The sequence below is a fragment of the Microvirga zambiensis WSM3693 genome (genome assembly GCF_016735695.1).
In the GTDB taxonomy this organism is placed as follows: domain Bacteria; phylum Pseudomonadota; class Alphaproteobacteria; order Rhizobiales; family Beijerinckiaceae; genus Microvirga; species Microvirga zambiensis.
The window spans coordinates 296064-321644 of record NZ_JAERQD010000002.1; the positions used below are offsets into that span (position 1 = coordinate 296064).

General features: G+C 63.4%; 25 protein-coding genes. 10 read left to right on the plus strand and 15 right to left on the minus strand.

Annotated elements, in window-relative coordinates:
• Positions 1-184: 184 nt before the first annotated feature.
• From JKL46_RS03410 to JKL46_RS03425, 4 genes are all read left to right on the plus strand, one after another.
• The gene (locus JKL46_RS03410; protein WP_201830004.1) at positions 185-1315 is read left to right on the plus strand and encodes a sugar ABC transporter substrate-binding protein; all 1131 of its coding nucleotides are present in this window, start codon (positions 185-187) and stop codon (positions 1313-1315) included.
• 83 nt (positions 1316-1398) lie between these two features.
• A complete protein-coding gene (locus JKL46_RS03415) occupies positions 1399-2925 on the plus strand; it encodes a sugar ABC transporter ATP-binding protein (protein ID WP_201830005.1) in 1527 nt (508 codons plus the stop codon).
• 73 nt (positions 2926-2998) lie between these two features.
• Entirely contained in the window at positions 2999-4018 is a 1020-nt protein-coding gene (locus JKL46_RS03420; RefSeq protein WP_201830036.1) for an ABC transporter permease subunit, read from the plus strand.
• Positions 4015-4998, plus strand: coding sequence for an ABC transporter permease (locus tag JKL46_RS03425; RefSeq protein WP_343074004.1), 984 nt, complete (start codon positions 4015-4017; stop codon positions 4996-4998). The genes JKL46_RS03420 and JKL46_RS03425 overlap by 4 nt, the downstream gene beginning before the upstream one ends.
• Positions 4999-5019: 21 nt before the next feature.
• Here the strand turns inward: JKL46_RS03425 and JKL46_RS03430 are convergent, their stop codons facing one another.
• Positions 5020-6219 carry an aminotransferase class V-fold PLP-dependent enzyme gene (locus tag JKL46_RS03430; RefSeq protein WP_201830006.1) on the minus strand — a complete coding sequence of 400 codons (1200 nt, stop codon included), beginning with the start codon at positions 6217-6219 and terminating at the stop codon, positions 5020-5022.
• A 125-nt stretch (positions 6220-6344) separates the two neighbouring features.
• Between JKL46_RS03430 and JKL46_RS03435 the strand changes: the two genes are divergently transcribed.
• On the plus strand, positions 6345-7148 hold the full coding sequence (locus JKL46_RS03435; protein ID WP_201830007.1) for an IclR family transcriptional regulator domain-containing protein: 804 nt from the start codon (positions 6345-6347) through the stop codon (positions 7146-7148).
• A 20-nt stretch (positions 7149-7168) separates the two neighbouring features.
• Here the strand turns inward: JKL46_RS03435 and JKL46_RS03440 are convergent, their stop codons facing one another.
• The 8 genes from JKL46_RS03440 to JKL46_RS03475 all read right to left on the minus strand — a co-directional run bounded on the left by JKL46_RS03440 (position 7169) and on the right by JKL46_RS03475 (position 14975).
• The gene (locus tag JKL46_RS03440; RefSeq protein ID WP_201830008.1) at positions 7169-7657 is read right to left on the minus strand and encodes an Atu1372/SO_1960 family protein; all 489 of its coding nucleotides are present in this window, start codon (positions 7655-7657) and stop codon (positions 7169-7171) included.
• Positions 7654-8637, minus strand: a complete 984-nt coding sequence (locus JKL46_RS03445; RefSeq protein WP_201830009.1) for an ABC transporter ATP-binding protein — start codon at positions 8635-8637, stop codon at positions 7654-7656. Before JKL46_RS03445 ends, JKL46_RS03440 begins: the two co-directional genes overlap by 4 nt.
• Positions 8634-9647, minus strand: coding sequence for an ABC transporter ATP-binding protein (locus JKL46_RS03450; protein WP_201830010.1), 1014 nt, complete (start codon positions 9645-9647; stop codon positions 8634-8636). The genes JKL46_RS03445 and JKL46_RS03450 overlap by 4 nt, the downstream gene beginning before the upstream one ends.
• On the minus strand, positions 9644-10867 hold the full coding sequence (locus tag JKL46_RS03455) for an amidohydrolase/deacetylase family metallohydrolase (protein WP_201830011.1): 1224 nt from the start codon (positions 10865-10867) through the stop codon (positions 9644-9646). Before JKL46_RS03455 ends, JKL46_RS03450 begins: the two co-directional genes overlap by 4 nt.
• 4 nt (positions 10868-10871) lie before the next feature.
• Positions 10872-11735: an ABC transporter permease gene (locus JKL46_RS03460; RefSeq protein ID WP_201830012.1), complete on the minus strand. Its 864-nt coding sequence runs from the start codon at positions 11733-11735 to the stop codon at positions 10872-10874.
• Positions 11735-12676 carry an ABC transporter permease gene (locus JKL46_RS03465; RefSeq protein ID WP_201830013.1) on the minus strand — a complete coding sequence of 314 codons (942 nt, stop codon included), beginning with the start codon at positions 12674-12676 and terminating at the stop codon, positions 11735-11737. Before JKL46_RS03465 ends, JKL46_RS03460 begins: the two co-directional genes overlap by 1 nt.
• Before the next feature lie 66 nt (positions 12677-12742).
• On the minus strand, positions 12743-14263 hold the full coding sequence (locus tag JKL46_RS03470; protein ID WP_201830014.1) for an ABC transporter substrate-binding protein: 1521 nt from the start codon (positions 14261-14263) through the stop codon (positions 12743-12745).
• 544 nt (positions 14264-14807) lie between these two features.
• Complete coding sequence (locus tag JKL46_RS03475; RefSeq protein ID WP_201830015.1) at positions 14808-14975, minus strand: hypothetical protein; 168 nt, start codon at positions 14973-14975, stop codon at positions 14808-14810.
• 232 nt (positions 14976-15207) lie between these two features.
• Here JKL46_RS03475 and JKL46_RS36235 point away from each other — a divergent pair, with 232 nt between their 5' ends.
• Positions 15208-15342, plus strand: coding sequence for a hypothetical protein (locus tag JKL46_RS36235; RefSeq protein WP_281399829.1), 135 nt, complete (start codon positions 15208-15210; stop codon positions 15340-15342).
• A 22-nt stretch (positions 15343-15364) separates the two neighbouring features.
• Here the strand turns inward: JKL46_RS36235 and JKL46_RS03480 are convergent, their stop codons facing one another.
• The 6 genes from JKL46_RS03480 to JKL46_RS03505 form a co-directional block, all read right to left on the minus strand.
• Positions 15365-16324, minus strand: a complete 960-nt coding sequence (locus JKL46_RS03480) for a bile acid:sodium symporter family protein (RefSeq protein ID WP_201830016.1) — start codon at positions 16322-16324, stop codon at positions 15365-15367.
• A gap of 11 nt (positions 16325-16335) precedes the next feature.
• A complete protein-coding gene (locus tag JKL46_RS03485) occupies positions 16336-17742 on the minus strand; it encodes an NAD(P)H-dependent oxidoreductase (protein WP_201830017.1) in 1407 nt (468 codons plus the stop codon).
• A gap of 78 nt (positions 17743-17820) precedes the next feature.
• The gene (gene otnK, locus JKL46_RS03490; RefSeq protein ID WP_201830018.1) at positions 17821-19086 is read right to left on the minus strand and encodes a 3-oxo-tetronate kinase; all 1266 of its coding nucleotides are present in this window, start codon (positions 19084-19086) and stop codon (positions 17821-17823) included.
• The gene (locus tag JKL46_RS03495; RefSeq protein WP_201830019.1) at positions 19083-19889 is read right to left on the minus strand and encodes a hydroxypyruvate isomerase family protein; all 807 of its coding nucleotides are present in this window, start codon (positions 19887-19889) and stop codon (positions 19083-19085) included. Before JKL46_RS03495 ends, otnK begins: the two co-directional genes overlap by 4 nt.
• Positions 19890-19893: 4 nt before the next feature.
• On the minus strand, positions 19894-20613 hold the full coding sequence (gene otnC / locus JKL46_RS03500; protein ID WP_201830020.1) for a 3-oxo-tetronate 4-phosphate decarboxylase: 720 nt from the start codon (positions 20611-20613) through the stop codon (positions 19894-19896).
• 45 nt (positions 20614-20658) lie between these two features.
• The gene (locus JKL46_RS03505) at positions 20659-21348 is read right to left on the minus strand and encodes a GntR family transcriptional regulator (protein WP_201830021.1); all 690 of its coding nucleotides are present in this window, start codon (positions 21346-21348) and stop codon (positions 20659-20661) included.
• A gap of 211 nt (positions 21349-21559) precedes the next feature.
• On the opposite strand from JKL46_RS03505, the gene JKL46_RS03510 reads away from it, so the two are divergent.
• The 4 genes from JKL46_RS03510 to JKL46_RS03525 all read left to right on the plus strand — a co-directional run.
• Positions 21560-22582, plus strand: a complete 1023-nt coding sequence (locus tag JKL46_RS03510; RefSeq protein ID WP_201830038.1) for a 4-hydroxythreonine-4-phosphate dehydrogenase PdxA — start codon at positions 21560-21562, stop codon at positions 22580-22582.
• Between the two features lie 60 nt (positions 22583-22642).
• Positions 22643-23638 (plus strand): Bug family tripartite tricarboxylate transporter substrate binding protein, encoded by a 996-nt coding sequence (locus JKL46_RS03515; RefSeq protein ID WP_201830022.1) that lies wholly within the window; start codon positions 22643-22645, stop codon positions 23636-23638.
• Between the two features lie 79 nt (positions 23639-23717).
• The gene (locus JKL46_RS03520) at positions 23718-24197 is read left to right on the plus strand and encodes a tripartite tricarboxylate transporter TctB family protein (RefSeq protein WP_201830023.1); all 480 of its coding nucleotides are present in this window, start codon (positions 23718-23720) and stop codon (positions 24195-24197) included.
• Positions 24198-24222: 25 nt separating this feature from the next.
• On the plus strand, positions 24223-25581 hold a 1359-nt coding region (locus JKL46_RS03525; RefSeq protein ID WP_201830024.1), incomplete at its 3' end, for a tripartite tricarboxylate transporter permease.

Genomic DNA, 25581 nt, shown 5'->3' on the forward strand with positions numbered 1-25581 from the left:
AGCGAGGCCATCACTGCAGGGCTTCTCCCTTACCAAGAACCGGCCCGCTTTCCACCGATGACTATATGGTCGATCGCGGAAGGGCCCCGCTTGTCCCACCTCTGCGATGCCCTAACATGCTAGTTGGTTCGGGTTCGCGACAGACGAACCGGACCAGGGAAGAACGTTGCCTTAGGAGGATCAGATGACTCGTGTCGCTCGCCTCTCCGCTCTCGCACTCACCGGCTTCCTGCTTTCATCCGTTGCCGCCGTCGCGGCTCCGAAATCGGTCTCCGGCCCAGGACCGGATCCGAACTGCTTCAAGCCCTGGAACGCTCAGACCAAGTACATGCAATGGGACAAGAAGCCCGGACCCTACCGGATCGCGGTGGTCAACGGCTTCGTCGGCAATACCTGGCGCATCCAGATGATCCAGACGGCCAAGGCCTTTGCCGAGCAGGCCGGGATCAAGGACAAGATCAAGGAGCTGAAGGTCGTCTCCACCGGCACCGACGTGGCCGCGCAGCTCGGCGCCATGGAGGACTTCATCAATCAGGGCTTCGACGCGATCATCACCATCGCCGTGGCGCCCGACGGCTTCGACCGCGTCATTCGCCTAGCCGACCGCAACAATGTGGTGATCGTCCCGTTCGACAACGTGCTCGATACCGACAAGGTCATGCAGGTGAACGAGGATCAGCTCGAGATCGGCCGCTCCTCTGCACGCTTCCTTCTGAAGGAGCTGGGTCAGAAGCGCGACGGCAAGATTCTCGAGGTGCGTGGCTTGCCCGGCAACTCGGTCGACCGCGACCGTCATCTCGGCTTTAGGGAGTTGATGGAGAAGGAAGGCAAGTTCCAGATCGTCGAAGTCGTCGGCAACTGGGACGACGGCACGGCGCAGAAGGCCACCGCCGATGCGCTCGCCGTGCACGGCAAGTTCGAGGCGGTGTTCACGCAAGGAGGCTCCACGGGCTCCGTACGCGCCATGATGGACGCAAAGCATCCCTTCGTGCCGATGGCGGGAGAGGGTGAGAACGGCTATCGCAAGCTTATCGCGAAGCATGCGGGCGACGGCCTCAAAGGCTACTCCTACAGCCAGTCGCCTGGGCTCGTGTCGATCTCCATGAAGGCCGCGATCTCGGCGCTGGAAGGCAATCCGATGCCTCAGCTCATCTCGGTCCCGATCCCCGCGGTCGATTACACGACGCTCAAGGACAATGTGAACTTCTGGTCGAACCTCACCGACAACTTCTTCGCGGCCAATGAATTTCCTGCCTGCGGCGTGAATGTCACCGCACCGGAAATCATGGCGAAGGATGCCAAGAACACCCAGTAGAGCCACAAGGCCAACGCGCATCCGTTCCTTCCCCGGCATATGTCGGGGAGGGAGCTTCAGCTTCCGAGCATCGAAGGGGTCCTATGGAACCTGCGCCCTTCTTCGCCCTCGAGAACGTCTCCAAGCGATATGGAGGCGTCCATGCCTTGCGGGATGTGGATTTCGCATGCAGCCGCGGCTCGATCCACGCGGTTCTGGGAGAGAACGGCGCCGGCAAATCGACGCTCATGAAGATCATGGCCGGCGTCGTGCAGCCCGATGAAGGTCGCATGACCCTCGAGGGCACGCCTGTGATGTTTCCCGGTCCGGCGGCGGCGAACCGCGCCGGCATCGTCTGCATCTTTCAGGAGCTCTCGCTGATGCCGGAGCTCACGGTGGCCGACAACATCACTCTGTCGAGCCCGCCACGTCGCTTCGGGCTGATCGACGGCCGTGCACAGCGCCGGCGATCGGAGGAACTGCTCGCCCGCGTCGGCTGCGAGGACATCGACCCGTCGGCGCGTGTTGCGGATCTGCCTTTGTCCCGCCGGCAGATGGTGGAGATCGCGAAGGCTCTCGGGCGCAACCCCAAGCTTCTCATTCTCGACGAGGCGACCTCCGCACTCACGGCGGCCGACGTGGACCTCGTCTACCGCATGCTTTTCGACCTGAAAGCGAGGGGCTTGAGCATTCTCTACATCTCCCATCGCATGCACGAGATCGAGGCTCTGGCGGATCGCTGCTCCGTCTTCCGCAACGGGCGGCATATCGAGACCTTCACGAAGGGGACGCGAAGCCGCGACGAGATCATCGGCCTCATGATCGGCCGCGAGATCGAAGGGCAGTTCCCGCCAAAGCCCGAGCGGCCGCGCCCGGCACCCTTCATCGAGATCCGCGATCTCTCATGGGAAAGCCGCCTCAATGGCGTGACGCTCGAAGCCGGACGCGGCGAGATCGTCGGCTTGGGCGGTCTTGACGGGCAGGGACAGAAGGAACTGCTCCTTGCTCTCTTCGGTGTGCTGCGCGGCGTACGCGGTACGGTGACGGTGGAGGGCAGGACCATGGCCATGTCCTCGCCGCGCGCGGCGAAGAGCGGCCGTGCCCATATGGCCCTGGTGCCGGAGGACCGTAAGAGCGAGGGGCTCATTCTCTCGATGTCGATCGCCGACAACCTTGCCATGGCCTCTCTCGATCGCCTTGCCCGCGGTCCTTTCCTCAGTGCGCGCCGCACGCGCGCGGTCGTGCAGGAGGCCATCGAGCAGATGCGGATCAAGATCGGCGATGCAGGCGATCCGGTCGCGACCCTGTCGGGTGGCAACCAGCAGAAGGTGGTGATCGCCAAATGGCTCGCCACCGGGCCTGACGTGATCCTTCTCAACGATCCGACCCGCGGCATCGATGTGGGAACGAAGCAGGAGCTCTACCGCCTCATGCGCGAGCTTGCCGACGCGGGTGCCTGCATTCTGTTCTACTCGACCGATTACGAGGAACTGATCGGCTGCTGCGACCGGGTCTGCGTCATGTATGACGGCCGCATCGTTCGCGCCCTCGAGGATGAGGCCATCAACGAGCGCAATCTCATCGCGAGCGCGCTCAACATCGTCGGTCAGCGGGAGCCGGCTCATGGCTGATGTGGCCCTTACCTCCGATGCAGCGGAGCCGTTGGAGAAAGCTCAAAGAAGGCGCTGGGGCTTCGGCGCGCGGATGCGGCAGCATGCGGGCATCCTCGGCGGACTTGCGCTCTTCCTTGCGCTCTACCTCTTCTATCAGGCGAACCATCCTCGCGGTTTCACGGGGCAGATCCTGATTCAGAACGCCAACGAGGCCTTCGCACTGGCTCTCGTCTCCATGGCTCAGACGGTGCCCGTTCTCATGGCGGGCCTCGACCTCTCCGTCGGCGCGGTGATGACGCTCGTCGGCTGCATCGCGAGCCATCTCGTCAACGGCAGCCCAGCGGAAATCGCGTTCGGCATCGTCATCTGCATCGCTTCAGGCGCGGCCTGCGGCTTCGCCAATGGCTGCGTGGTGGTTTATGGACGGATCCAGCCGATCATCGCAACGCTTGCCACGAGCGCGATCTATATGGGCTTCGCGCTCATCCTGCGGCCGACGCCCGGCGGCAAGGTGCACGAGGACCTGTCCTGGGCGGTCACGAGCGACGTGAGGGAGTTCGCGGCAACCTTCGGGCTCTTTTCCGATGGCGAGGCCGTCTGGCTGCAGCCATTCGCGTGGATTCCGGTGCCGCTGATCCTGCTCGCCCTCATCATCCTTCTGGTCTGGGTGCCGTTCACCCGTTCCGTCACAGGGCGCACAGTCTATGCCATCGGATCCGCCGAGGGCGCGGCTTATATGTCGGGCCTGCCGATCAACCGAGCAAAGCTCGCTGCCTTCACGCTGGCGGGCCTCTTTGCCGGGCTGGGAGGACTTTTTCTCGCGCTCCAGACATCTTCCGGCAATGCCGACATCCCGCAGGCGGGAGCCTATACGCTGAACTCCATCGCTGCCGTGGTGATCGGCGGCACGTCCCTCGTGGGCGGCAGCGGAAGCGCCATCGGCTCCGTGATCGGTGCGCTGGTGCTGCGCACCATCTCGTTCAATTTCCGCATCTTCGACGTGGCACCTCTTCTCCAGCCGCTCTTCGAGGGCCTCGTCCTTCTCGCCGCCGTGAGCCTCGGCGGGTTGAAGCTGCTGCGCCTGAGGAACAAGCTCGAGGTGTTCCGGTGAGCAAGACCGCCACGATACCTGCGCCGCAGGGCTTCCGCCTGAAGCCTGATGATAAGCCTGTCATTTTCGCAGCCGGTTTCGTGCTGCTCATCCTGCTCGTCGGGACCGGCTACACCATGCTGACGCAGGGCAGCGCGCCGCTGCTGCAGCCGCAATATCTCCTGCAGCAGCTTCAGGTGGGATCTTTCCTAGGCATCGTAGCGGCCGGCCTCATGCTGGTGATCCTGCTCGGCCATATCGATCTCTCGGTGCCCTGGACCCTGACCGCGGCCGCCATGATGGCAACCGCCGTCGGCGGGCCGTGGGCCATTCCTGTTGGGCTGGGAATCGGTCTTCTCGTCGGCATCGTCAACGGGCTTGGCGTCGCGTATCTGCGGGTGCCGTCCATGATCTTCACGCTTGGAATGAACGCCGTGATGCGCGGCCTCATGGTGGCTCATACGGGCGGTTTCGCACCGCAGACGGCGGCGACCGACCTGATGCAGTATCTCGCGGTCGCGCGCATCGGCGGCGTGATCCCGGTCGCGCTCCTCGTCTGGCTTGCGGTCTCGGCATTGGTCGTCGTCATTCTCACACGCACGACCCTCGGGCGTGCGATCTATGCCATCGGCAATCGCGAGCGTGCCGCCTATCTCTCAGGCATCGACACGAACCGCGTGATCCTCATCGCCTTTGCCCTTTCGGGCGCTGCGGCGGGCCTCGCCGGCGTCCTTCTCGCCGGCTATTCCACGAAGGCCTATCAGGGCATGGGCGATCCGTACCTGCTGCCGGCGATTGCCGCCGTCGTGATCGGCGGCACCAACATCCTCGGTGGGCGCGGGCGCTATCTCGGCACGCTCGTGGGCGTCATCCTGATCGTGCTCCTCAATTCGGTGCTCTCGATCATGCAGATGCCCGAGGCCGGCCGCCAGATCATCTACGGCACCGTCATCATCGCGATGCTGCTCGTCTACGGAAGGGGCGAGCGCGTAACCGGATAGGCTCGCCCGCTATCCTTCCAATCAGTCCGGCCAGCGCATGATGGCTTGCGAAGCCCTATTGCGCCGGCCCTCGAGTGGGGTCGCGATGATCTCGTTCGACCGCCGGGCCTTCTCCAACTCTTCGACGATGCGCTCCGCGACGATTCTTTCCTGACCGGGATGGAGATTGCAGGGATCGAGATAGAAGTAGCCATGCTCGACCTCGTGGTCGCGCACGATGATCGGTGTCTGACCGGTTGCGAGGGCATCGGCCAGATCCCAGGCCGTGATATGCGCGCCCTTCGGCTCGATGGCGACCTTAAGACGGTCGAGCGGGTTGTTGGTCGGGTCTGCCTCGCGGATCGGCGTCACGCCGGGGCGGCCGGAAAGTGTCTGCTCCCAGAGTTCGAGATAGCGCGTCTCGCGTTCGCGAACGGCCGCATGGTCGCGCTTCTCCCAGGCTTCGAGCGCAACGATGGTGCCGAGGATGCCCTCCTTGCCGACCTTCATGCCGCGGCCGATGCCCATGTTCTGCATGTAGGTTGCACGCACGAGCTCGGTTCGTCCTGCCACGATGCCGCCAGTGGGACCGCCGAGGAACTTATGGGACGAGTAGAGCGCGATATCGGCGCCGGTGGCGAGAAAGCCCTTCAGGTCGTATTCCGACGCCGCGTCGACGATCACCGGCACGCCGCGCGCGTGGCAGATCTCGACGAATTCTTTCAACGGGATCTGCCCGTATTGCACCGTGTGATGGGAGACCACATAAACCGCAGCAGCCGTCCGCTCGTTGATGGCTCCGTTGAGCTGATAGCCATGGGCCGATGTGGCCTGTCCGACAGGCACGACCTTCGCGCCCGACAGGCGGATTCCCTGCTCGACCGGCGCGCCATAGCCGACCATGTGGCCGGTCATGATCAGCACTTCGTTCTTGAGGCCTTCCGTATTGGGAAGCCGCTCGACGGCCGCCAGGTCGCAGCCGGTCATGGCGCCGGCAACGGCCAGCGTGATTCCCGCCGAGCAGGACGCCGTGACGAAACCGGCCTCGGTGTCGCACAGGCGGGCAATCGTGCGGCTCGCCTTCTTCTGAAGATCGCCGACTTCGACGAATTGCGGCAGGATCCCCGAGACGGTCGCGACAGCCTCGGGGACGACGATGGAGGCGCCGAGGGACGTCATCGTGCCGGAGACGTTGATGATGGGGCGAAGGCCGAGGGCAGGGCGGATGTCTTGCTGGGTCATGGGGCTCTTTGTCTCTACATTTTATGTTGCCGGAATGGCGGTTATTCCACTATTGAGGAAGTATGTAACGGGACGCAGCCAAGCGTGATGGCGGGTCGCAATTCCCGAAGTTCGGAGGAGATCCAGTGGACACCAAGTTCCCCGATGTTGCGAAGGCCGCGCCCGAGAAGCGCAGCCGTGGGGCGCGCGTCAGCGGCATCGACCGTGCCTTGCAGATCCTGGATTTTCTGCAGGCGGAAATGAAGCCGGTCGGCGCCTATGCGGTGGCCAAGGCCGTCGGGGCGCCGCTCTCGACGGTTTATGTGATCATCGAGGACCTGGTCGAGAAGCGGCTTCTGCAGCGCCGCAGCGACGGGACAGTCTGGCTCGGGCCGCGGCTTTATCATTACGGCCTCGCTTATGCCCAGTCCCTCGACTTTCTCAACATCGCGACGCATGAGATGCAGGACCTGTGCCGGGAGGTGGAGGAAACCATCCAGATCTGCGGGCGCGACGGCGACCATATGGTCGTGATGGCCATGGCCGACGGACCGGGGCATTTCCGGGTGACGTCCAAGGTCGGTTCGCGGGTGCCGCTGAACTGGACGGCTTCCGGGCGCCTTCTCCTGGGCCACCTTCCCGATGCGGAGCGCCTCGGTGTCTTCAGGCACGCGGCGAAAGTGTCGCCCACCGGCCGCGCCAATACGAATCCTGAAACCCTGTCGGAAGCCTCGGTGGCTGCCTTGCGGGAGCGCCTGTCGATCCAGATCAACGAATCCGATTTCTCGGTGGCCTGCATTGCCTCGCCGATCTGTCAGCCTTCCGGCGAATGCATCGCGACGATCTCCATCGTGTTGCCTGAGCATCGCGTGGTGCAGGACCGCGAGCGCTACACCACGGCCGTGCGCACGGCGTCCGAAAGGATCGAGGCAACATTGGGCTGGCGCTGATCCACGCATGAGGAAAAGCCTCATTCCTCGACGGCGACGATGGCTTCGATCTCGACGGTGATGTTATTGGGCAGAGAGCCGAAGCCGACGGCGGAGCGGGCATGCCGCCCGGCCTCTCCGAACACCGCCATCATGAGATCGGAGCACCCGTTGATCACTCTGGGGTGCTCGCCGAATTCCGGCGTCGCATTCACCATGCCCAGCAGCTTGACGACGCGCTTCACCCGCGACAGGTCGCCCAGCGCATCCTGCATGACCGCAAGTAGATTGATCCCCGTCAGCTTGGCGTGCTCATAGGCCTCGTCGGGATCGACGTCGAGGCCGACCTTTCCGGTATGGAGATAGCCATCGATCTCCTGCGGTCCCTGTCCCGACAGGAACAGGAGGTTTCCTTCCTGCACATGGGTCACGAAATTGGCGATCGGGCTCGGGGGCTTCGGCAGGGCAATGCCCAGCTCCCTTAGGCGCTCGTAAGGGTTCGACGTAGTCAGATATTGAACTTCGTTCACAATGTCAGTCCTTGAGAAATCACTTCAGAATCGCCCTGCCGAATGCAGGCGACGTGATGGTCCGATCCGATATCCTCTAGGGGAGGAACGATCTCGGCGCAGGCCTCGACCGCATAGCGGCAGCGCGTGCGGAAAACGCAGCCGGATGGCGGGTTCATCGGGCTTGGAATATCGCCCTTCAGAACGATGCGCTGTCGGCTCGCCGCCGGGTCGGGGATCGGAGCCGCGGAGAGAAGCGCCTGCGTATAAGGATGGCGCGGCATGGCATAGATCTCGCGGCTCGGCCCACGCTCCATGACGCGCCCGAGATACATGACGACGACCTCGTCGCAGAGATATTCCACCACCGACAGATCGTGCGCAATGAACAGCATCGTCAGGCCGAAGCTCTGCTGCAGATCCTGAATCAGGTTGAGAACCTGCGCCTGCACCGACACGTCGAGCGCGGAGACGGGCTCATCCGCCACGATGAAATCGGGCTCCACGGCGAGCGCCCGCGCAATACCGATGCGCTGGCGCTGCCCGCCGGAGAACTCATGTGGAAAACGGCGCGCCGCATCCGGGTTGAGGCCAACCCGCTCGAGCAGTTCCGCGATGCGGTCTCGCCGGGCGCTGCCCTTGACGGGTCGGTGGATATCCAGCGCTTCGCCGATGATCTGGTCGATGCGCAAGCGCGGATTGAGACTGGAATAGGGATCCTGGAAGATGATCTGGAGACGGCTGCGATAGGCCCGCATCTCCCGCTCCGGCAACGTGCGCAGATCGACACCGTCGAAGACGATGCGGCCCTCGTTCGGCTCGACGAGCCGGAGCGTGCAGCGGCCCGCCGTGGTCTTGCCCGATCCGGATTCGCCGACGAGGCCGACGATGGTGCCGCGCTTCACGTCGAAGCTCACGCCATCGACAGCCCTGACGGTGCCGCTGCGGGTCTGGAACTGCTTGGTGAGCCCCTGGACGCTTAAGAGAGTTTCCGTGCTCATAGGGCCTCATGCCTCCAGCATCGGCTCAGATGGGACGGGCCGGCCGTCATGAGTGGGGGGGCCTCATCGCAATGCGGAATGCGGTAGGAGCAGCGTGGCGCGAAGCTGCAGCCCGGCGGCAGGGCGGTCACGCTCGGCACGTTTCCGGGAATAGGATTGAGCCGAAGCCTTTCACCGGCGGCGCCACGGTCCCGCGATGCATTGGGGATGCAGGCCAGAAGGCCGCGGGTATAGGGATGCTTCTGATGTGCGAAGAGGCCCGAGACGGGGCTCTTCTCGACCACGCGCCCGGTATACATCACCACTACATCGTGAGCGATCTCCGCCACGACGCCGAGATTGTGAGTGATGAACAGGATGCTCATGCCGATCTCGCGCTGCAGCCTGCGCAGCAGATCGAGGATCTGGGCCTGGATGGTCACGTCGAGTGCGGTCGTCGGCTCGTCCGCGATCAGCAGGTTGGGATTGCAGGAGAGTGCGAGAGCGATCATCACGCGCTGGCGCATGCCGCCCGACATCTGATGCGGGTACTCGTCCAATCTACGGTCTGCCGCCGGAATCTCCACAAGATCCAGCATCTTCTTTGCGCGCTGGCGCGCCTCGGCTGCCGAGACAGGCTCGTGAAGCCGGATCATCTCCATGATCTGGTCGCCGACCGTGTAGAGCGGGTTGAGGCTCGTCATCGGCTCCTGAAAGATCATGGCGATCTCCCGGCCACGGATGGCACGCATTTTCCTCTCAGGCAGAGCGGCGATGTCGACGATCTGGCCCTGGCTCGTGCGATAGAGGATGCTGCCGCCGACGATCCGCCCCGGCGATGACAGGAGGCGCATGATCGACAGGCTGGTGACGGACTTGCCCGATCCGGATTCGCCGACGACCGCGACCGTCTCGCCGCGCCGCACGTCGAAGCTCACCCCGTCGACCGACTTGGCGACACGGCCGCCGAGCTCGAAATGCGTCTGCAGATCCGAGACCTTGAGCACGATATCGTCGGGAAGCACCGTCATCGGGCGTTGATCCACCCGCAATGCGGACAGGCGGAGCTTTCCAGAGCGGATTTCCGCGGCGGGGCATAGCGGCTCGCCTTGACGGCCTCCTGGCCGAGGATCGTCCAGATCGGCTCGATCAGGCGAGGCAGATGCGCGTTGTAGCCCATTGAGTCGACGATCCGCAGATCGCTGTCGTTGACCTCGAACAATGTGAATTCGGCGCGGGTGCCGGGGGAGAGCAGGTTCTCAGTGGGAAGCCCGATCACCTCCATCGGCGCACGCGTGGAGGCGTCGATGACCGCCTCGAACGGCATCCCGACCGACAGAAGCTTCGACATGGTCGTGCCCATGTCCCAGACAGGGTTGTCGAGGGAGCGCGCATGCAGGTCGGTCGAGATCGAGAAGGGCAGAAGGCCGCGCTGGATCGCAAGTTCGGCGACCTTGAACGAGAACGAGGCGCCGCCATGGCCGACATCGAGGCGGATCCCGTCCTTCGCGCAGCGCTGCGCGAGCTGGAACAGGTCCTCGTCCTCCATGATGTTGGCGGCCGCCTTGCCGTTGAAGCAATGGGTCACCACGTCGCCCGGCCCCAGAACCTCGAGAACCTCGTCGAAGACCGGAGGCGGCTCGCCCACATGCACCATCAGCGGCAGCTTCAGGATCTTGGCGACCTTCTTGGCGATCTTCACGGGCGTGATGCCCCACGCACCGACGATGACGCCGCTCGCACGCACCTTGATGCCGATGATGATGTCGCGATTGGCCTCGACGCAGGCGATGGTGCGGTCGATGTCGATGGAGCGCATGTCGATCAGTTCGCTGACGCGATTGCAGGCGACGAGGCCGATCGAGCCGATGTTGAGAAATGCCTTGATGCGCTCCCTGGCCGGCTCGATGATGTATTCGCGGAAGCCATGGAAATTGGCTTCTCCGGCTGATCCGGCATCGACGATGGTGGTCACGCCCCGCTCGATGCCGCAGACCTGCGGCTTGATGGAGATGTCGGTGCCGCCGTGCCAGACATGGGCATGCAGATCGACCCAGCCGGGCGAGACATAGGCGCCCCTGGCGTCGATGCGGCGAGTTCCATCGGGTGCAGCGAGCGACGAGCCGACGCCGGCGATGTTGCCGTCCGCGCCGACCAGGATGTCGGTCGCTTCCTGAGGCACACCCTTGCCGAAGCCGACGGGCTTTGCGCCAGAAATCAGCAGGGGAGATGCGTCCGCATGAAAAGTCATGAGATCAAAGATCCTTTCTCAGGCGCGGATCGAGAAGGTCTCGGAAGCCGTCGCCGACCATCTGCAATGAAAGAACGGAGAGGATGATGGCAATGCCGGGAAACAGCGTCATCCAGTCGGCCTGTCCGATATATTGCCGCCCGGCGGCAATCATCGTGCCCCAGGTCGGAATCTCCGGGCTTACGCCGAGCCCGAGGAACGACAGGCCTGCTTCCGCCAGCATCGCGTAGGCGAAGATGAAGGTGCCCTGGACGAGAATGGGAGACACGAGATTGCGCAGAACGTGCCGGCTCATGATGCGCCATGTGGGCACTCCGAGCGCACGGGCAGCCTCCACATAGGGCAACTCGCGGATCACGAGCGTCGAGGCGCGCACGATGCGGGCGAGGCGCGGCGTATAGACGATCCCGAGCGCTACGATGACCGTGACGAGGGACGGGCCCAATGCGGCAACGAGCGCGATCGCCAGGAGAATGTCGGGAAAGGCCATCATCGCATCGATGATGCGGGCAATCGGCGTGTCGAGACGGCGGAAGAAGCCGGCGACGAGGCCGAGCGTGACGCCGAAGATTGCTGCGAACGCCACCACCGAAACGCCGACGAGCAGGGAAAGGCGGCCGGCATAGATGGTGCGGCTGAAGACGTCCCGGCCGAATTCGTCCGTGCCGAACCAGTAGATTCCGCTCGGCGGTTTCAGACGGTTCACCACTGACAGGCGGCTCGGCGAGTAGGGCGCGATCAAGGGCGCCAGGATCGCCAGCGTCGCAACAATCAGCAGGATGAGAATGCCGGCCATGACCGTCCTGCGCGTGATCAGCCGCGAGACGAAGCTGGCCTCAGTAATGGCAGGGGAGCTGACGGCGGCCATCAGTAGCGCACCCGCGGGTCGACGAGCAGATAGAGCATGTCGATCAGGAAGTTGATGAGCACATAAAGTGCGGCAACGATCAGAAGAGCGCCCTGGATGACGGGATAGTCGCGCCGCAGGACGGCAGAGACGACGAGATTGCCGACGCCGGGAAGGCCGAACACGGTTTCCGTCACCACGGCGCCGGAGACGAGAAGCGCCGCCGTCAGGCCGATGACCGTGAGAACCGGAATGAGTGCGTTCTTGAAGGCATGCTTCATGACGACGCGAAACTCGCCCATGCCCTTGGAGCGCGCGGTGCGGACATAATCGTCATTGAGGACGTCGAGCATGCTGGCCCGGGTGAAGCGCAGGATCAGCGCGGACGAGACGATGCCGAGCGAGAGAGCGGGAAGGACGAGATGCGAAAGCCGCGTGGCGAGGCTCGCGCCGGGGCCGCCATAGCCGGAGACCGGGAAGATGCCGAGGCGCACCGCGAAGAACTGGATCAGCAGCAATCCGAGCCAGAAACTCGGAACGGATGCGGCGAGCATGGCCAAGGTCGTTGAGACCTGATCGAAGAGCGATCCGCGCCAATATGCCGACAGGATACCGACCGGAATGGCGATCAGGCCCGCAATGAAAATGGAGAACAGCGTCAGAAAGAAGGTCGGCTCCGCGCGGTCCGCCAATGCGGAGAGCACGGGGCGGTTGAGAAAGATCGATTCGCCGAGATCGCCTTGCAGCAGCTGGCCGAAGAAGATGCCGTACTGCACGATGAGCGGCTGATCGAGGCCGAGGCGGGCGCGCAGGGACGCAACATCCTGTGCGGTGGCATCCGGCCCGAGCATGACGGCCGCGGGATCGCCGGGGGCGATGCGCACGATGATGAAGACGATCGTGACCACGACGAACATCACGGCGAGCATGCCGAGAAAGCGTTGAATGACGTAACGGCTCATGCGTCCATATGCATAAAAGAGGAGTCGGGGAGCGCTCGCAGATGCGCTCCCCGGTTTGCTGTGGTGTTACTTCTTGACCGATACGTTCCAGAAGTACGGCCAGGGTGCGGGCACGACACCTTCAAGCTTCGGCGATTGTGCCGAGAGAGCGTTGAAATCGCCGATCTTGACGCTGGGCGTCTCGTCGTAAATGACCTTCTGAACCTGGGCCCAGAGAGCGGGGCGCTTCTGCGGGTCGCTCTCGGTGTTGAAGGCATCGACGGCCTTCTTGCGTTCCGGGGACGACCACCAGCCGGGGGAGCTCTCGGACAGCTGACCGATGAGAGCCGGCTCCGGCAGGAACGGGCTGTGCGTGATGTAGATGTCCCAAAGCGCCGGATCGCCGCGCCGCTGCGTCAGGGTCGCCCAATCGACGACCTGAAGATCGACCGCGAAGCCGGCCTGCTTGAGATACTCCGCCGCGACCTGCGCCATCTTGTAGTGGAACTCGTACTGGCGGCTGGTGAGGATGCGCAGCGGCCCGCCCGAATAATTGGCCTTCTTCAGCAGCGCCTTGGCCTTGTCGGGGTCGGCGACATTGTAGCGGCCGTCGACGCCCGCATCCGAATTCCACACATAGCCCTTCGGATACATGGCGCCGTCGAGCGAATAGAATTCGGGATTGCCGAAGGCAGCTGCCAGCATGTCTTCCATGCTCAGCGAAAGCCGCACGGCCATGCGCGCGTCGACATTCGCCATCACACCCTGCTTCGTGTTCATCACGAAGACCGGCCAGCCGAACGGCTTGAGAATGACGGGCTTCGATGTCTGCAGGTTCTTGATGCGATCATAGGCTTCGACCGGGAGCGAATCCACATAGTCGAACTGCCCGGAAATCGCGCCCTCGACGCGCGTATTGGGATCTGGAACCGGAACGAAGCGGATCTCGTCGAGGATGGGCTTGCGCGCTCCGCCATAGCCATTGCCGGCGCCCTCGAGGGGCTTGTAGGCTTCGTTGCGAACGAGCTGGATGTATTGATCCGGCTTGCGCTCCTTCAGCTTGTAGGGGCCGGTCCCGACCGGGTCCTTCATCGGAACGTCCATCTTCTCCGCAGGCATGATGACTGCCGCGGAGTTGTTGAACGCCAGAAGGGCCAGCAGAGGAGCGTAGGGCGTCTTCAACGTCAGCCGCACGGTCGAGGGGTCGACCGCTTCCAGCTTATCGACATTGCCGGCGACCTGCTTGCCGCGGGAGCCCTGTTCCATCCAGCGTTTCAGCGAGGCAATCACGTCTTCGGAGGTCATGTCCGAGCCGTCGTGAAACTTGATGCCGTCCCGCAGCTTGATCGTATAGACCTTTCCGCCGTCGGTAACCTCGGGCATGCTCGCTGCAAGGAGGGGCGTGACCTTCCAATCCTTGTCGAAAGTGAACAGAGTCTCGAAGAAGTGCTGGGTGACGATCCCGACGAGATCCGCGGTCGAAACCATCGGATCGAGGGTCGGCGGCTCGCCGATCGTCGCCACGTTGATGACGCCTCCTGACTGAGCCAGGACTGGTCCTGATCCAAGGATGACCAGGCTGGACAGCAACACTTCCTTGATCCTCATTTCTCACCCTCTTGCTCTATAATTATGGATTAGTTGCTTTAGTTATGAGATAGTGAGCCAGTGCGAGGGCAAGGTCAAGAGTTCCCATAGCCGTCGGGCATGGGGTCTGTGCGCATCATTGTGTGGGGAAGGCTCTGTGCCTTGCTGCCAAAGGCAAGTATTGGCGCCGGCGCGGGGTGCTGCTCAGCACGCATCGCGACCCGGTTCTTCGGCTGTGCCGGTCAGGTAGCGGTCAATGTGAGGATTGTGGACGTGGAGATAGCAGCTGCGTTCTAAACCATGTAGCCAGCCACGGTGATCATCGCAAACGCTGCCACGCCGCTGACGACCAGGACCAGTTGGAAAAGCAGTTCGAAGACATCGGCATGGACCAGTTTCATGGCAACGATACTCTTATGACGTCGGCGAAGCGGTCCTGTGATCCGTGCAAACGACCCGCTTCACGGCGCTTTAAGGCGCGTGATGAGTGGACTAGGACGCAGGAAGCCCCGCACCTTCGTACTCCATGCCGATGAGGCTTGATCGGCGAGGGACTGTGCGGGAGCTAGATCCGATCGCTCATGCCGGACGGCGTAATGACGACCGATGCCTGGGATCCGGTCTCGCAGGAATTCGTCGCAAGAGCCAAAGCGGCCCAACGGGCCTCTTCCTCGGTCGTATACTGGTACAGAGTTTGCCCCTGGAAAATCACAGACCAGAGATCTTCACGCATTTGAACGACTTCAAAACGCTGCATATCCCGTCCCCCTTTAGTCCCAGTAGCGTAACAGTATGATCTCGCATCTGCAGCATTCCGGAGGTGGTAGCCCGACGACCGAAGGGATAGTTTCCGGCATCCCGGTGAGGCCTAACCCCAAAGTATGTGTGCTGCAGCACAGCTAGGCTTCTATGCCCATCTATCTTTGAGAGATCATCAACTCGCTGCAGATCTTGGGGGGCGGGGCATGACACAACCGAAGCCGGACGCCGCCGAACCGAGTAGCCAGGCCATTAAAGAGCACGTGAAGGCAATGCTGCGGAGGCTCCTCGATCGTGTTCAGCGCGATACGCCGACAGGTGCTGCCGCTCAAACCGGCTGAAACGCGAGCAAACGCCTCGCGATCAGCGGCGCTCGGCGTAAGACCGGGCCAGGACGGCGCAGACGAGGAGCTGAATCTGATGAAACAGCATCAGCGGCAGGATGACGGCGCCGATCATGCTTGCCGGGAAGAGGATGCTCGCGATCGGCACGCCGCTGCCCAGGCTCTTCTTCGAGCCGCAGAAGACAAGCGCGATCTCATCCTGCTTCGAGAAGCCGAGCAGACGGCTTGCCCCGGTCGTGATGATCAGGACGAGAGCGAGGAGCACGCAGTTGAGAACCACGAGAACGATCAGATCGCTTGGGGCGAGCTGGTGCCACAGATCGGCGATGGCCGCTTCGCCGAACGCATAATACACGACCAGAAGAATCGCGCCGCGATCCACGATGCTCGTCAAAGCCCGCTGGCTTTCCACCCACCTTCCGATCCAGGGACGCATGAGATGCCCGATGAGGAACGGCACGAGGAGCTGCATTACCACCTCGCCGATGGCATTGAGCGATACGCCGCCCTGCGTCTGCGTGAGAAATCCCATGAGGAGCGGGGTGAGGAAAACGCCGATGACATTGGAGGCGGACGCGCTGCATACGGCTGCGGCGACATTCCCGCCGGCAATCGACGTGAAGGTGATCGAGGACTGGATCGTGGACGGAAGAAGGCAGAGATAGAGGACGCCAAGGGCGATGCCGGGCGCGAGGTAGGATTGCAGGTAGGTCTTGGTCAGCAGTCCCAGAACCGGAAAGAGCAGGAAGGTCGCGGCGAACACCATCAGATGGAGGCGCCAGTGGACGGCGCCCTGAATGATCGCCTCGCGGGAGAGGCGAGCCCCCTGCAGGAAGAACAGGAGAGCGATCGAGCCTGCGATCACGACCTTCAGGACAGGAGCGCCCACTCCCGTTGCCGGCAGGATCGTGGCGGCGATCGCCGTCGCCACGAGAGCGAGTGTGAAGCGGTCGGGACGCAGAAGGGACAGCACTGACATCGCCCGTGAACTCACATCGCGGCCTGTGCACGATGTCCGAAGAACCGCGAGTCCTGGTCGCGGCGGAGTTGCATCAGCGCCAGTCCGTCTTCCATCTCAAGATCGCGCATGCGGATCTCCTGTCCTCTCGCAACAGGTGCGGCGAGCCGGCAATCGGAAGCGAGGTAGAACGGCGCCGGCGCGGAGGGCACAAGAGACTGCGCCGGTCGGAATTCTGCGGTGACGCCGGCAATCGTGTGGTGATGCCCGCCCATGGAAAGCACGGTGCCGGCCGCAAGGTCTTCCGTCGCCACGGCCACGAGGTCATAGCGCGGCCGGTAGTCGGAACCATATCCCGACTGGCGATGGATTGCGGCGTCGAGAATGCTTGTGGCAGCCTCGAGCCCGAGCAGATGGCGCGGCAGGAAGATCATAGCGGTGTCGCCGGTGCGGCTCACGATATGGCCCTTCTGTGCCAGCATCTCCCAGCTCGTCGCATCGTCGCAGCGCACGACCACGAAGACGCCCCCCGCGAAGCTGATCTCGTCCGGCTTGCGCAGGCAGTGGAACACGTCGAGGCGGCGATCGCCCGAGAGGATGCCGCCTCCTTCCCGATGAGAAAAGATCGTCGGCACTTCACCGATGCGGGCAAGCGGAGCGTGGAGATCGAGGCGGTCCGGCTGCAGGCCGGTGGCGTTGGCGACCACCATGAGCTCGCACAGATCCGGCACGGCCCGTTGAGGGAAGCCGGAGATCGCGGCATGGCGGGCTTCGAGAAGCTCCGAGACTTTCCTCGTTCCAAGATCCCAATGAGGAGCGAGGTCGACATTGTCGGCGGAGCGCTCATTGCTGCTGAGACGGCCGGTCGCAGGATCGAAAACGAAGTCGTACTCGCTCGACTTTCCCGCCGCGACCAGGTGGAAGCCCATGACTTCTGCCCAGGTGGCGAGCCCGATGAGCAGGCTCGGCTGATCGCCGTCGACGGTGGTCGAGACCCGGCCACGCTCGGTTGCACGGGCCTTCAATTCAGGGCCGATCACGCTGTCGGCTTCTTTGGTCACGAGGGCGAGATGCTTGTCGGCCTCGATCGCAAGGAGGCCGTGGCGGGCGGCCGCTCTCGGGCGTCCGGTCGCTTCGACAACCACATCGAAGGGAAGTTCAGTGACGAGCGCGAGATCGCTGGCGGCGAGGAAGTCTCCGCGGTCCCAGGCGGCTTTCGCGTCGCTCGCGGATTCGCAGATCCGGATGATGCGCGGATCGATGCCGGCCGCCTTCAGGCCCGCGGCGGCGGCCTCCGCGGTCAGATCGACCGCGATGCGCGCATTCATCAGAGGCACATGCCGCGCCTGAGCAAGAAAGCTCTGCCCGAACCCGCCGGTGCCGACGACGCAGGTTTCGACGGGGCGATCAGCCTTCGCATAATGGTCGTGGTAGTTCATGGCATGTCTCTCCCATCCGGTGTGCAGGGCGTCACCGGTTGTCGTGTCTGCGAGATGTGAAGGCCTGTCGCTTCGGCCCTACCGAAGCATGGTCCAGGCCTTGAGGAAAAAGTCCGGGGCGCCGAAATTGCCAGACTTGAGGGCGAGCGCGAGATCGGTGCCGCCCAGGGAGCGGGTCCACGGCACGCCGGGATCGATCTCGGGGCCGATGGTGAGCGCCTGAACCTCGAGCGCATTCACCACGGCACCGGATGTTTCGCCGCCTGCGACGATGATCCGCGTGAAGCCGAGGCCGGGCAGAGCGCGCGCGATGTCCGCGAGGGCATTCTCGACGATCTCGCCGGCATTCATGCGACCGAGCTTGCCTTGCACCGCCTGCACATCGTCTGGCGTGGATGTGGAATAGATCAGAACCGGGCCGCTCGTTTGCTGGTCCGCCAGCCAGTCGAGTGCGGTCTGCGCAGTGGTATCGCCGGATGCGAGCTCCATCGGGTCGAGCCGGAGAGCCGGAACGCCGGCGTCGATGGCCGCCTTGACCTGGCCCTGCGTCGCGCTGGAGCAGGAACCTGCCAGGATGATCTGTCTCCCTTGGGGTGCATCAAATCCACCGCTGCTCGGAGCAACAGAGGATGTGCCGCCCTGCCGATAAGCGGCGGGAAGCCCCATCGCGACGCCAGAGCCACCGGTGATCAGTGGCAAATCGGCTGCCGCCGCGCCGATGGAGCGGAGATGCGCATCGCTCACCGCATCGACGATCACGACCTGATGTCCGGCCGCACGCTCACGCGCGAATGCCGAGCGGATGGCATCCGGGCCTGCCTCCACATCCTCATATGCGACGAGGCCGACGGAGAGTTTCGTCTGTCGCTGCAGGACGCGGACGAGGTTGGAATCCCGCATCGGCGTGAGCGGGTGATCCTTCATGCTGCTCTCGTGAAGCGGCACGCCGTTCACGAACAGATGGCCCTTGTAGATTGTGCGGCCATTGGCTGGGAAGGCAGGGCAGGCGAGGGTGAAATCGCTGCCGGTGAAGGCGAGAAGCGCCTCGGTCACGGGGCCGATATTGCCTTCGTCCGTCGAATCGAATGTAGAGCAGTACTTGAAGAACAGGTGGGAGGCGCCGGCTTTGCGCAGGGCCGTCGCCGCCGCAAGTGATTGCTCGATGGCCTGCTGCGGAGCGATCGTCCGGGACTTCAGGGCGACGACCACGGCATCCGCGCCGGAGAGATCGAGATCCTCGCGCGGCACGCCGATCGTCTGGATCGTCCGCAGCCCTTCACGGGCCAGCATGAGGGCGAGATCCGAGGCGCCGGTCAGATCGTCTGCGATGCATCCAAGTCTCATGCTGCGTCTCCGCGGGAGATCGATCGATCGTCGGTCCATGCGGAAAGCCAGGCGAGGCCGTCTTCCGTCCGGCCGCGAGGCTTGTATTCCGCTCCGATCCAGCCGTCGTAGCCGATGCGGTCGAGGGTTTGGCAAATGGTGCGGTAGTCGATCTCGCCCTCGTCGGGCTCGGCACGGCTCGGCACCGCGGCGATCTGCACATGGCCGATCAGGTCGAGATGATCCTTGAGCCGCCGCGTCAGATCGCCCTGCATGATCTGCGTGTGATAGCAGTCGAACATGATCTTCACGTTCCGCCGCCCCACCTGACCGATGATCGCCGCCGCATGTTCGATCGTGTGAAGGAAATAGCCCGGCCGATCGCGGTGATTGATCGGCTCGAGCAGAACAATCATCCCCGCCTGGGCAGCCTTGTCCGCTGCCGACTTGAGGTTTTCGACGAAGGTGCGCTCTGCAGCGGCCGCGGCATCGGCGGATGCGACACCGGCCATGCAATGAACCGCCGATGCTCCGATGGCATGGCCGTAGGAGACCGCCTGGTCGACTGCCTGCTGGAATTCGCTCTCCCGTCCGGCCAAGGCACCGAGCCCGAAATCGCCTGCGGCCGCATTGCCGACAGGCGTGTTCAGCCCCAGCATCGTGACCCCGCTGCGCTCGAGCGCATTGCGCATCTCCGCCGCCGGCACCTGATAGGGCCAGTGCATTTCAACGGCCTTGAAGCCCGATGCCGCAGCCGCGGCAACGCGCTCGATTTCGGGATGCTCGGTGAACAGAAAGCCTAGATTGGCCGAAAAGCGGGGCATGAATTCATCCGCATGTGTGGGAAGGGTGATGGGCGTGAGCGCAGCAATTCCGCTCGTCCTCGGGGCTATCCTCGGCGATCGCCTCGTCGAGATTGAAATGCGAGACGAGGTCCCGAACCTGCGCCCGGCTCAAGAGACGGGGATTGAGCCCATGCAGGAGAAGACGCAGCTTCGCCGTCTCCTCCAGCTCTTCCGTGGCATAGACGGCGGCCTCGAGATCCTTGCCGGCGACCACGGGTCCATGATTGGCGAGGAGAACGGCGCTGTATCGCCCTGCAAGCCCGCGGATCGCGTCGGCGACCGCCGGGTCTCCCGGCCGGTAATACGGCACGAGCGCGGTGCGGCCGACGCGCATGACATAATAGGCCGTCATCGGTGGAAGCGCATTGACGGGGTCGACATCCGGCAGCATCGAGACCGCGACGGAGTGGGTGGAATGCAGATGGACGATGGCGCCGGAACCCTGGCGTGTCGCATAGAGCGCCGAATGAAGCGGCAGCTCCTTCGTCGGAGCATCGCCCGACAGAAGCCGCCCTTCATCGTCGAGCTTGCTCAGGCGCGCGGGGTCGAGAAAGCCGAGCGAAGAGTTGGTAGGGGTTGCGAGCCAACCCCCGTCGCTCAGCCGGACCGAGATGTTGCCTGAGGATCCTGCCGTCAGTCCGCGCTCGAACAGGGAGCGCCCGAACCGGCAGATCATCTCTCGAAGTTCGCTCTCAGCGCTCATGTCGAGGCTCTCTGAATGCTAAAGGTGGCAAGTTAGGTTTGTGAGTCAGACAGCGTGTTTGACCCGCTCCCAGGTCTTGTCCATGTGCGCAATCAGCACCTTGGACAGGCGCTCGCCGTCCCGTGCCTCGAGGGCCTCGATCATCTCCTCGTGATCCGCCACCGCGCCGGCCCATTTCTCCGGCCCCTCGTTGCCGATGTAGCGGATCCGCTTCAGCCGAGCCTGCAGGATGTTGTGAACCGAGATCAGCGCCTCGTTCTTCGACAGCCGGAGAATGGCTGAATGGATGTTCTGATTCAGCTTGAAATAGGGGAGGCGGTCCCGCTTTGCGTACATGTCCATCATGCGGTCGTGCAGGTTGCGCACCTCGCGGATGTCGGCGTCGCTGGCGTTTTGGCAGGCGAGCTGCCCGGCAAGTCCTTCCATGTTGCCAAGCACGATGAGGCTGTCGTGGACGTCCTTCGCAGTGAACTGGCGCACCACGGCGCCCTTGCCTGGCGACAGCTCGAGCAGGCCTTCGCTTGCCAGGAACTTGACCGCCTCGCGCAGAGGCGTGCGTGAGACGCCGAGCATCTTGCCGAGGTTGCCCTCATGGAGCCGGGTGCCGGGGGCGAGCTCGCCCTCGATGATCATGTCGCGGACGCGCGCCACGATGGCGTCATGAAGCGTCGGGCGGAGGATCGGACCGCGCGTATCGAAGTCGCCGATCGGCAGGTCTGCAGCCTCAAGTGCCATGACTGGTTCCGTTGTTTGTTCTCCCGTGTCGGACGGGCGCCGGATTTTTATACAACCCTTTCCTAAATCCATGCAAACAAAATTCTGCATACAGCATACTTGTGTACGGCATTCCGGACTGCTAGTGTCCCTCCGTCATCTTGAGAATGAGGCTGCTGTGAACGCCCACACGTCATCGACCACGTCAGAAAAGCCCACTGTTGCGTTCGCAATGGGCGATCCCGCCGGCATCAGCCCTGAGCTCGCTGCCAAGCTTCTTGCCGCCGAAGAGTTTCGCGCCGGGGCCAATCTCGTCGTTTTCGGCGATCTGCGGATCCTGCAGCAGGGCGCCAAGGTCGCCGGCGTCGATGTGGACGTCGAGGTGGTTGCGTCGGAGAATGAGGTTCCGGAAGGCTCTGCCCGTCCCGTCTTCGTCGATCTCAAGAATCTGAGTCCCGATCAGGTCACGCCGGCGACGGCGACCCTCGAGGGCGGTCTTTTCGCGACCGAGAATTTCCGCCGCGCGCTGCTTCTCGCCCAGTCGGGCCGCGCGGATGCCGTGTTCTTCACGCCCTTCAACAAGAAGGCCATGCGCCTCGCCTATGACGGCTACGACGACGAGATCCGCTTCGTGCGCGATGTGCTCAAGACATCGGTGGCCGCGAGCGAGTTCAACGTTCTGGGCAAGACTTGGAATGCGCGCGTGACCTCGCATATCCCGCTGTCGCAGGTCTCCGCTGCGATCTCCGGGCCATCGATCCTGCGCTCGCTGACGCTCGCCGATCAGTGCATGCGCGCTGCGGGCTTCAATCCTCCGCGCATCGCCGTCGCCGGGCTCAATCCCCATGCAGGCGATGGCGGCAATTTCGGCACCGAGGAAATCGACGTCATCGAGCCGGCGGTTCTGCAGGCGAAGGAAAAGGGCTTCACCGTCGAGGGTCCGTTCCCGTCGGATACGGTGTTCCTGCGCGCCAAGAACGGCGATTTCGATGCGGTTCTCACCATGTATCACGATCAGGGCCAGATCGCGATGAAGCTGATGGGCTTCGATCGCGGCGTGACGATGATCGGCGGCTTCCCGTTCCCGATCTGCACGCCTGCCCACGGCACCGCCTATGAGATCGCCGGCCGCGGCATCGCCAATCTCGGCGCAAGCCGCGAGGCACTCTTGCTCGCCATCCGCATGGGCACGGAAGTGCGTGCCCGTCGGTCAGAGGCTCAGAGCGAGCCTCGTCTGTCGGCCGTCAATTCCTAAACATTCCGTTCCGCAGGACCGACGCCATCGGTCGGAAATATCAAAATGGAGGAAAGAACGATGCTCAAAAAGACGTCCCTGTTGGTAGCCACGGCCCTCGCGGTGGCTTTCGGAGGAGCGGCGCAGGCCGATTGGAAGCCGACGAAGCCCGTCGAGTTCGTCGTCACGTCGGCTCCCGGCGGCGGCACCGACAATTTCGCCCGCGTCGTGCAGTCGATCATCGCCAAGCACAAGCTGATGGACCAGGCGGTCGTGGTCACCAACAAGGGTGGCGGCTCGGGTGCGGAAGGCTTCATCTACGCCAAGGTGGCGGCGGGCGACGCCAACAAGCTCACCTTCGGCACGAACAATGCCTATCTCCTGCCCTACGTGGCAAAGCTCGCCTACAAGCCCGATGAGCTGACACCGGTCGCCGCCATGGCGCTGGACGAGTTCCTGCTCTGGGTGAAGGCGGATGGCCCTTACAAGGATGCAAAGAGCTATATCGAAGCCGTGAAGGCGAAGCCGGATTCGTTCAAGATGGGCGGCAGCCAGTCGAAGGACACGGACCAGACCCTTACCAGCCTGATCCAGGATGCCACGGGCACCAAGTTCATCTACGTGCCGTTCCAGGGCGGTGGCGCGGCCGGCGTGCAACTGGCCGGCGGGCACATCGACTCGAACACCAACAACCCGAACGAAAATGCCGGGCAGTGGAAGGCCGGTGCCGTCACGCCGCTCTGCGTGTTCAGCCCGTCGCGTCTGCAGGAAGGCCCGAAGGTCACGGCGACCATGGGCTGGGCCGATATCCCGACCTGCAAGGAAGCCGGCATTCCGATCGATCAGTTCCAGATGCCGCGCACCGTGTGGCTGCCCGGCGGCGTGCCGGCCGAGGCTGTCGCCTTCTATGCCGATGTGCTCAAGAAAGTGAGCGAGACGCCGGAGTGGAAGGAATATATCGACCGCACTTCCCAGACCAACCGTTTCATCGCAGGCGCCGAGCTGAAGAGCTTCATCGCTTCCGACGATGCGAAGAACCGCAAGGTCTTCGAGCAGGAAGGCTGGGTCGTCCGCTGATTGCGAGACCCTCATTGCTGGCGGAGTTCTCTCCGCCGGCATTTCTCTTTGCGGCACCCACGGAACCGGAACGGACGCCATGATTTCTCGTTTTACGGCTGAAATCGGAACCGCGACTCTGACGGCGGGCCTCGGTCTTGCCGCCGTTGTCGGCGCACTGGAATTCGGGATCGGATGGGGCGATGCCGGGCCCGAGCCTGGCGCATTTCCTTTCTACATCGGACTTCTCGTCATCGCTGCCAGCATGGGAACTCTGGTCCAGGCGACCATCGGCCGCCGCGGACTGCAATCCGTCTTCATCCATCGCGAGGAAGCCAAGCGCGTCGCATCCTTCTTCCTGCCGATGCTCGCTTTCGTGATCGTGGCCCGTCTGCTCGGACTTTATGTGGCGACGGCTCTCTACATCTCCTTCGTCATGTGGGCGCAGGGCAAGTATCGCCTCGTCATATCCGTTGCCTCCGGCATTGCGGCAGCCATCGCTTTCTATCTCGTGCTCGAAGTGGCGTTCCAGGTTCCGCTCCTGAAAGGCCCGCTCGAAGCTGCTCTGGGCCTCTACTAGCCTCTAAACCTGACGGGGACAGGCCGTGGAAAATTTTGCATCTCTTCTTCATGGGTTCGGCGTCGCGCTGTCGACCTATCACGTTGCACTGATGATGATCGGAGTCCTGTTGGGGATTCTCGTCGGAGTGCTTCCGGGACTCGGCGCTCCCAACGGCGTTTCGCTGTTGCTGCCGCTGACCTTCACCATGGATCCGGTCGCCGCGATCATTCTGCTCACCAGCATGTACTGGGGCGCGCTCTTCGGCGGCTCGACCACATCCATCCTCTTCAATATTCCAGGCGAACCATCATCGGTCGCAACCACGTTCGACGGCTATCCCATGGCGCGTCAGGGTCAGGCCACGCAGGCATTGACGCTGGCCTTCCTGTCGGCGGGCTTCGGCGCTCTGGTCGGCGTCATCCTCATCACCGTGCTCTCGACCTGGGTCGCCAAGTTCGCGCTGCGCTTCAGCTCGCCGGAATATTTCGCCGTCTACTTCCTGGCCTTCGCGAGCTTCATCGGCCTTGGAGCCGCATCGCCCTTCAAGACCGTCGTCTCGATGGGCCTCGGCTTCGCCTTCGCGGCGGTCGGCATGGATACCGTGTCCGGCGGCCTGCGCCTCACCTACGGCTTCAACGAGCTTCTGTCCGGCATCAGCTTCCTCATCGCGGTGATCGGCCTCTTCGGCATCGGCGAGTTGATGCTCACCATGGAAGAGGGGCTTCGCTTCGACGGCATCCGTGCCCGGGTCAAGGTTCGCGACGTCCTCAAGACCATCGCGACCCTGCCGCGCTACTGGGTCACGCTCCTGCGCAGCAGCGCCATCGGCTGCTGGATGGGCATCACGCCGGGCGGGCCGACCGCCGCATCCTTCATGAGCTACGGCATCGCCAAGCGCCTCTCCCGTCGCAAGGACAACTTCGGGCAGGGCGAGCCGGAAGGCGTCATTGCTCCGGAGACGGCGGATCATGCCGCCGGCAGCAGCGCCATCCTGCCGATGCTCGCTCTCGGCGTTCCCGGCTCGGCGACCGCTGCCGTGATGATGGGTGGCCTGATGATCTGGGGTCTCAACCCGGGGCCGATGCTGTTCATCGAGCGTCCGGATTTCGTGTGGGGCCTGATCGCGAGCATGTATCTCGGCAACATTGTCGCCGTGCTCATGGTGCTCGCCACCATCCCGCTTTTCGCCTCGATCCTGCGCATTCCGTTCGCCATCATCGGGCCCGTGATCGTGGTCGTGTGCTTCGTCGGGGCCTACACCGTGGCAGGTCGTCCGTTCGACCTGTGGCTGGCGCTCGCCTTCGGCATCGTCGGCTATCTGTTCAAGAAGCTCGATTACCCGATCGCGCCGCTCGTGCTGGCGATGGTGCTCGGCGACAAGGCGGAGGATGCCTTCCGCCAA

Bases quoted from the DNA above. Each gene is read 5' to 3' on its own strand.
- JKL46_RS03410 (WP_201830004.1), top strand. From the start codon at position 185: ATGACTCGTGTCGCTCGCCTCTCCGCTCTCGCACTCACCGGCTTCCTG.
- JKL46_RS03415 (WP_201830005.1), top strand. From the start codon at position 1,399: ATGGAACCTGCGCCCTTCTTCGCCCTCGAGAACGTCTCCAAGCGATAT.
- JKL46_RS03420 (WP_201830036.1), top strand. From the start codon at position 2,999: ATGCGGCAGCATGCGGGCATCCTCGGCGGACTTGCGCTCTTCCTTGCG.
- JKL46_RS03430 (WP_201830006.1), bottom strand. From the start codon at position 6,219: ATGACCCAGCAAGACATCCGCCCTGCCCTCGGCCTTCGCCCCATCATC.
- JKL46_RS03445 (WP_201830009.1), bottom strand. From the start codon at position 8,637: ATGAGCACGGAAACTCTCTTAAGCGTCCAGGGGCTCACCAAGCAGTTC.
- JKL46_RS03450 (WP_201830010.1), bottom strand. From the start codon at position 9,647: ATGACGGTGCTTCCCGACGATATCGTGCTCAAGGTCTCGGATCTGCAG.
- JKL46_RS03455 (WP_201830011.1), bottom strand. From the start codon at position 10,867: ATGACTTTTCATGCGGACGCATCTCCCCTGCTGATTTCTGGCGCAAAG.
- JKL46_RS03460 (WP_201830012.1), bottom strand. From the start codon at position 11,735: ATGGCCGCCGTCAGCTCCCCTGCCATTACTGAGGCCAGCTTCGTCTCG.
- JKL46_RS03465 (WP_201830013.1), bottom strand. From the start codon at position 12,676: ATGAGCCGTTACGTCATTCAACGCTTTCTCGGCATGCTCGCCGTGATG.
- JKL46_RS03470 (WP_201830014.1), bottom strand. From the start codon at position 14,263: ATGAGGATCAAGGAAGTGTTGCTGTCCAGCCTGGTCATCCTTGGATCA.
- JKL46_RS03475 (WP_201830015.1), bottom strand. From the start codon at position 14,975: ATGCGTGAAGATCTCTGGTCTGTGATTTTCCAGGGGCAAACTCTGTAC.
- JKL46_RS36235 (WP_281399829.1), top strand. From the start codon at position 15,208: ATGACACAACCGAAGCCGGACGCCGCCGAACCGAGTAGCCAGGCCATT.
- JKL46_RS03480 (WP_201830016.1), bottom strand. From the start codon at position 16,324: ATGTCAGTGCTGTCCCTTCTGCGTCCCGACCGCTTCACACTCGCTCTC.
- JKL46_RS03485 (WP_201830017.1), bottom strand. From the start codon at position 17,742: ATGAACTACCACGACCATTATGCGAAGGCTGATCGCCCCGTCGAAACC.
- otnK (WP_201830018.1), bottom strand. From the start codon at position 19,086: ATGAGACTTGGATGCATCGCAGACGATCTGACCGGCGCCTCGGATCTC.
- JKL46_RS03495 (WP_201830019.1), bottom strand. From the start codon at position 19,889: ATGCCCCGCTTTTCGGCCAATCTAGGCTTTCTGTTCACCGAGCATCCC.
- otnC (WP_201830020.1), bottom strand. From the start codon at position 20,613: ATGAGCGCTGAGAGCGAACTTCGAGAGATGATCTGCCGGTTCGGGCGC.
- JKL46_RS03505 (WP_201830021.1), bottom strand. From the start codon at position 21,348: ATGGCACTTGAGGCTGCAGACCTGCCGATCGGCGACTTCGATACGCGC.
- JKL46_RS03510 (WP_201830038.1), top strand. From the start codon at position 21,560: ATGGGCGATCCCGCCGGCATCAGCCCTGAGCTCGCTGCCAAGCTTCTT.
- JKL46_RS03515 (WP_201830022.1), top strand. From the start codon at position 22,643: ATGCTCAAAAAGACGTCCCTGTTGGTAGCCACGGCCCTCGCGGTGGCT.
- JKL46_RS03520 (WP_201830023.1), top strand. From the start codon at position 23,718: ATGATTTCTCGTTTTACGGCTGAAATCGGAACCGCGACTCTGACGGCG.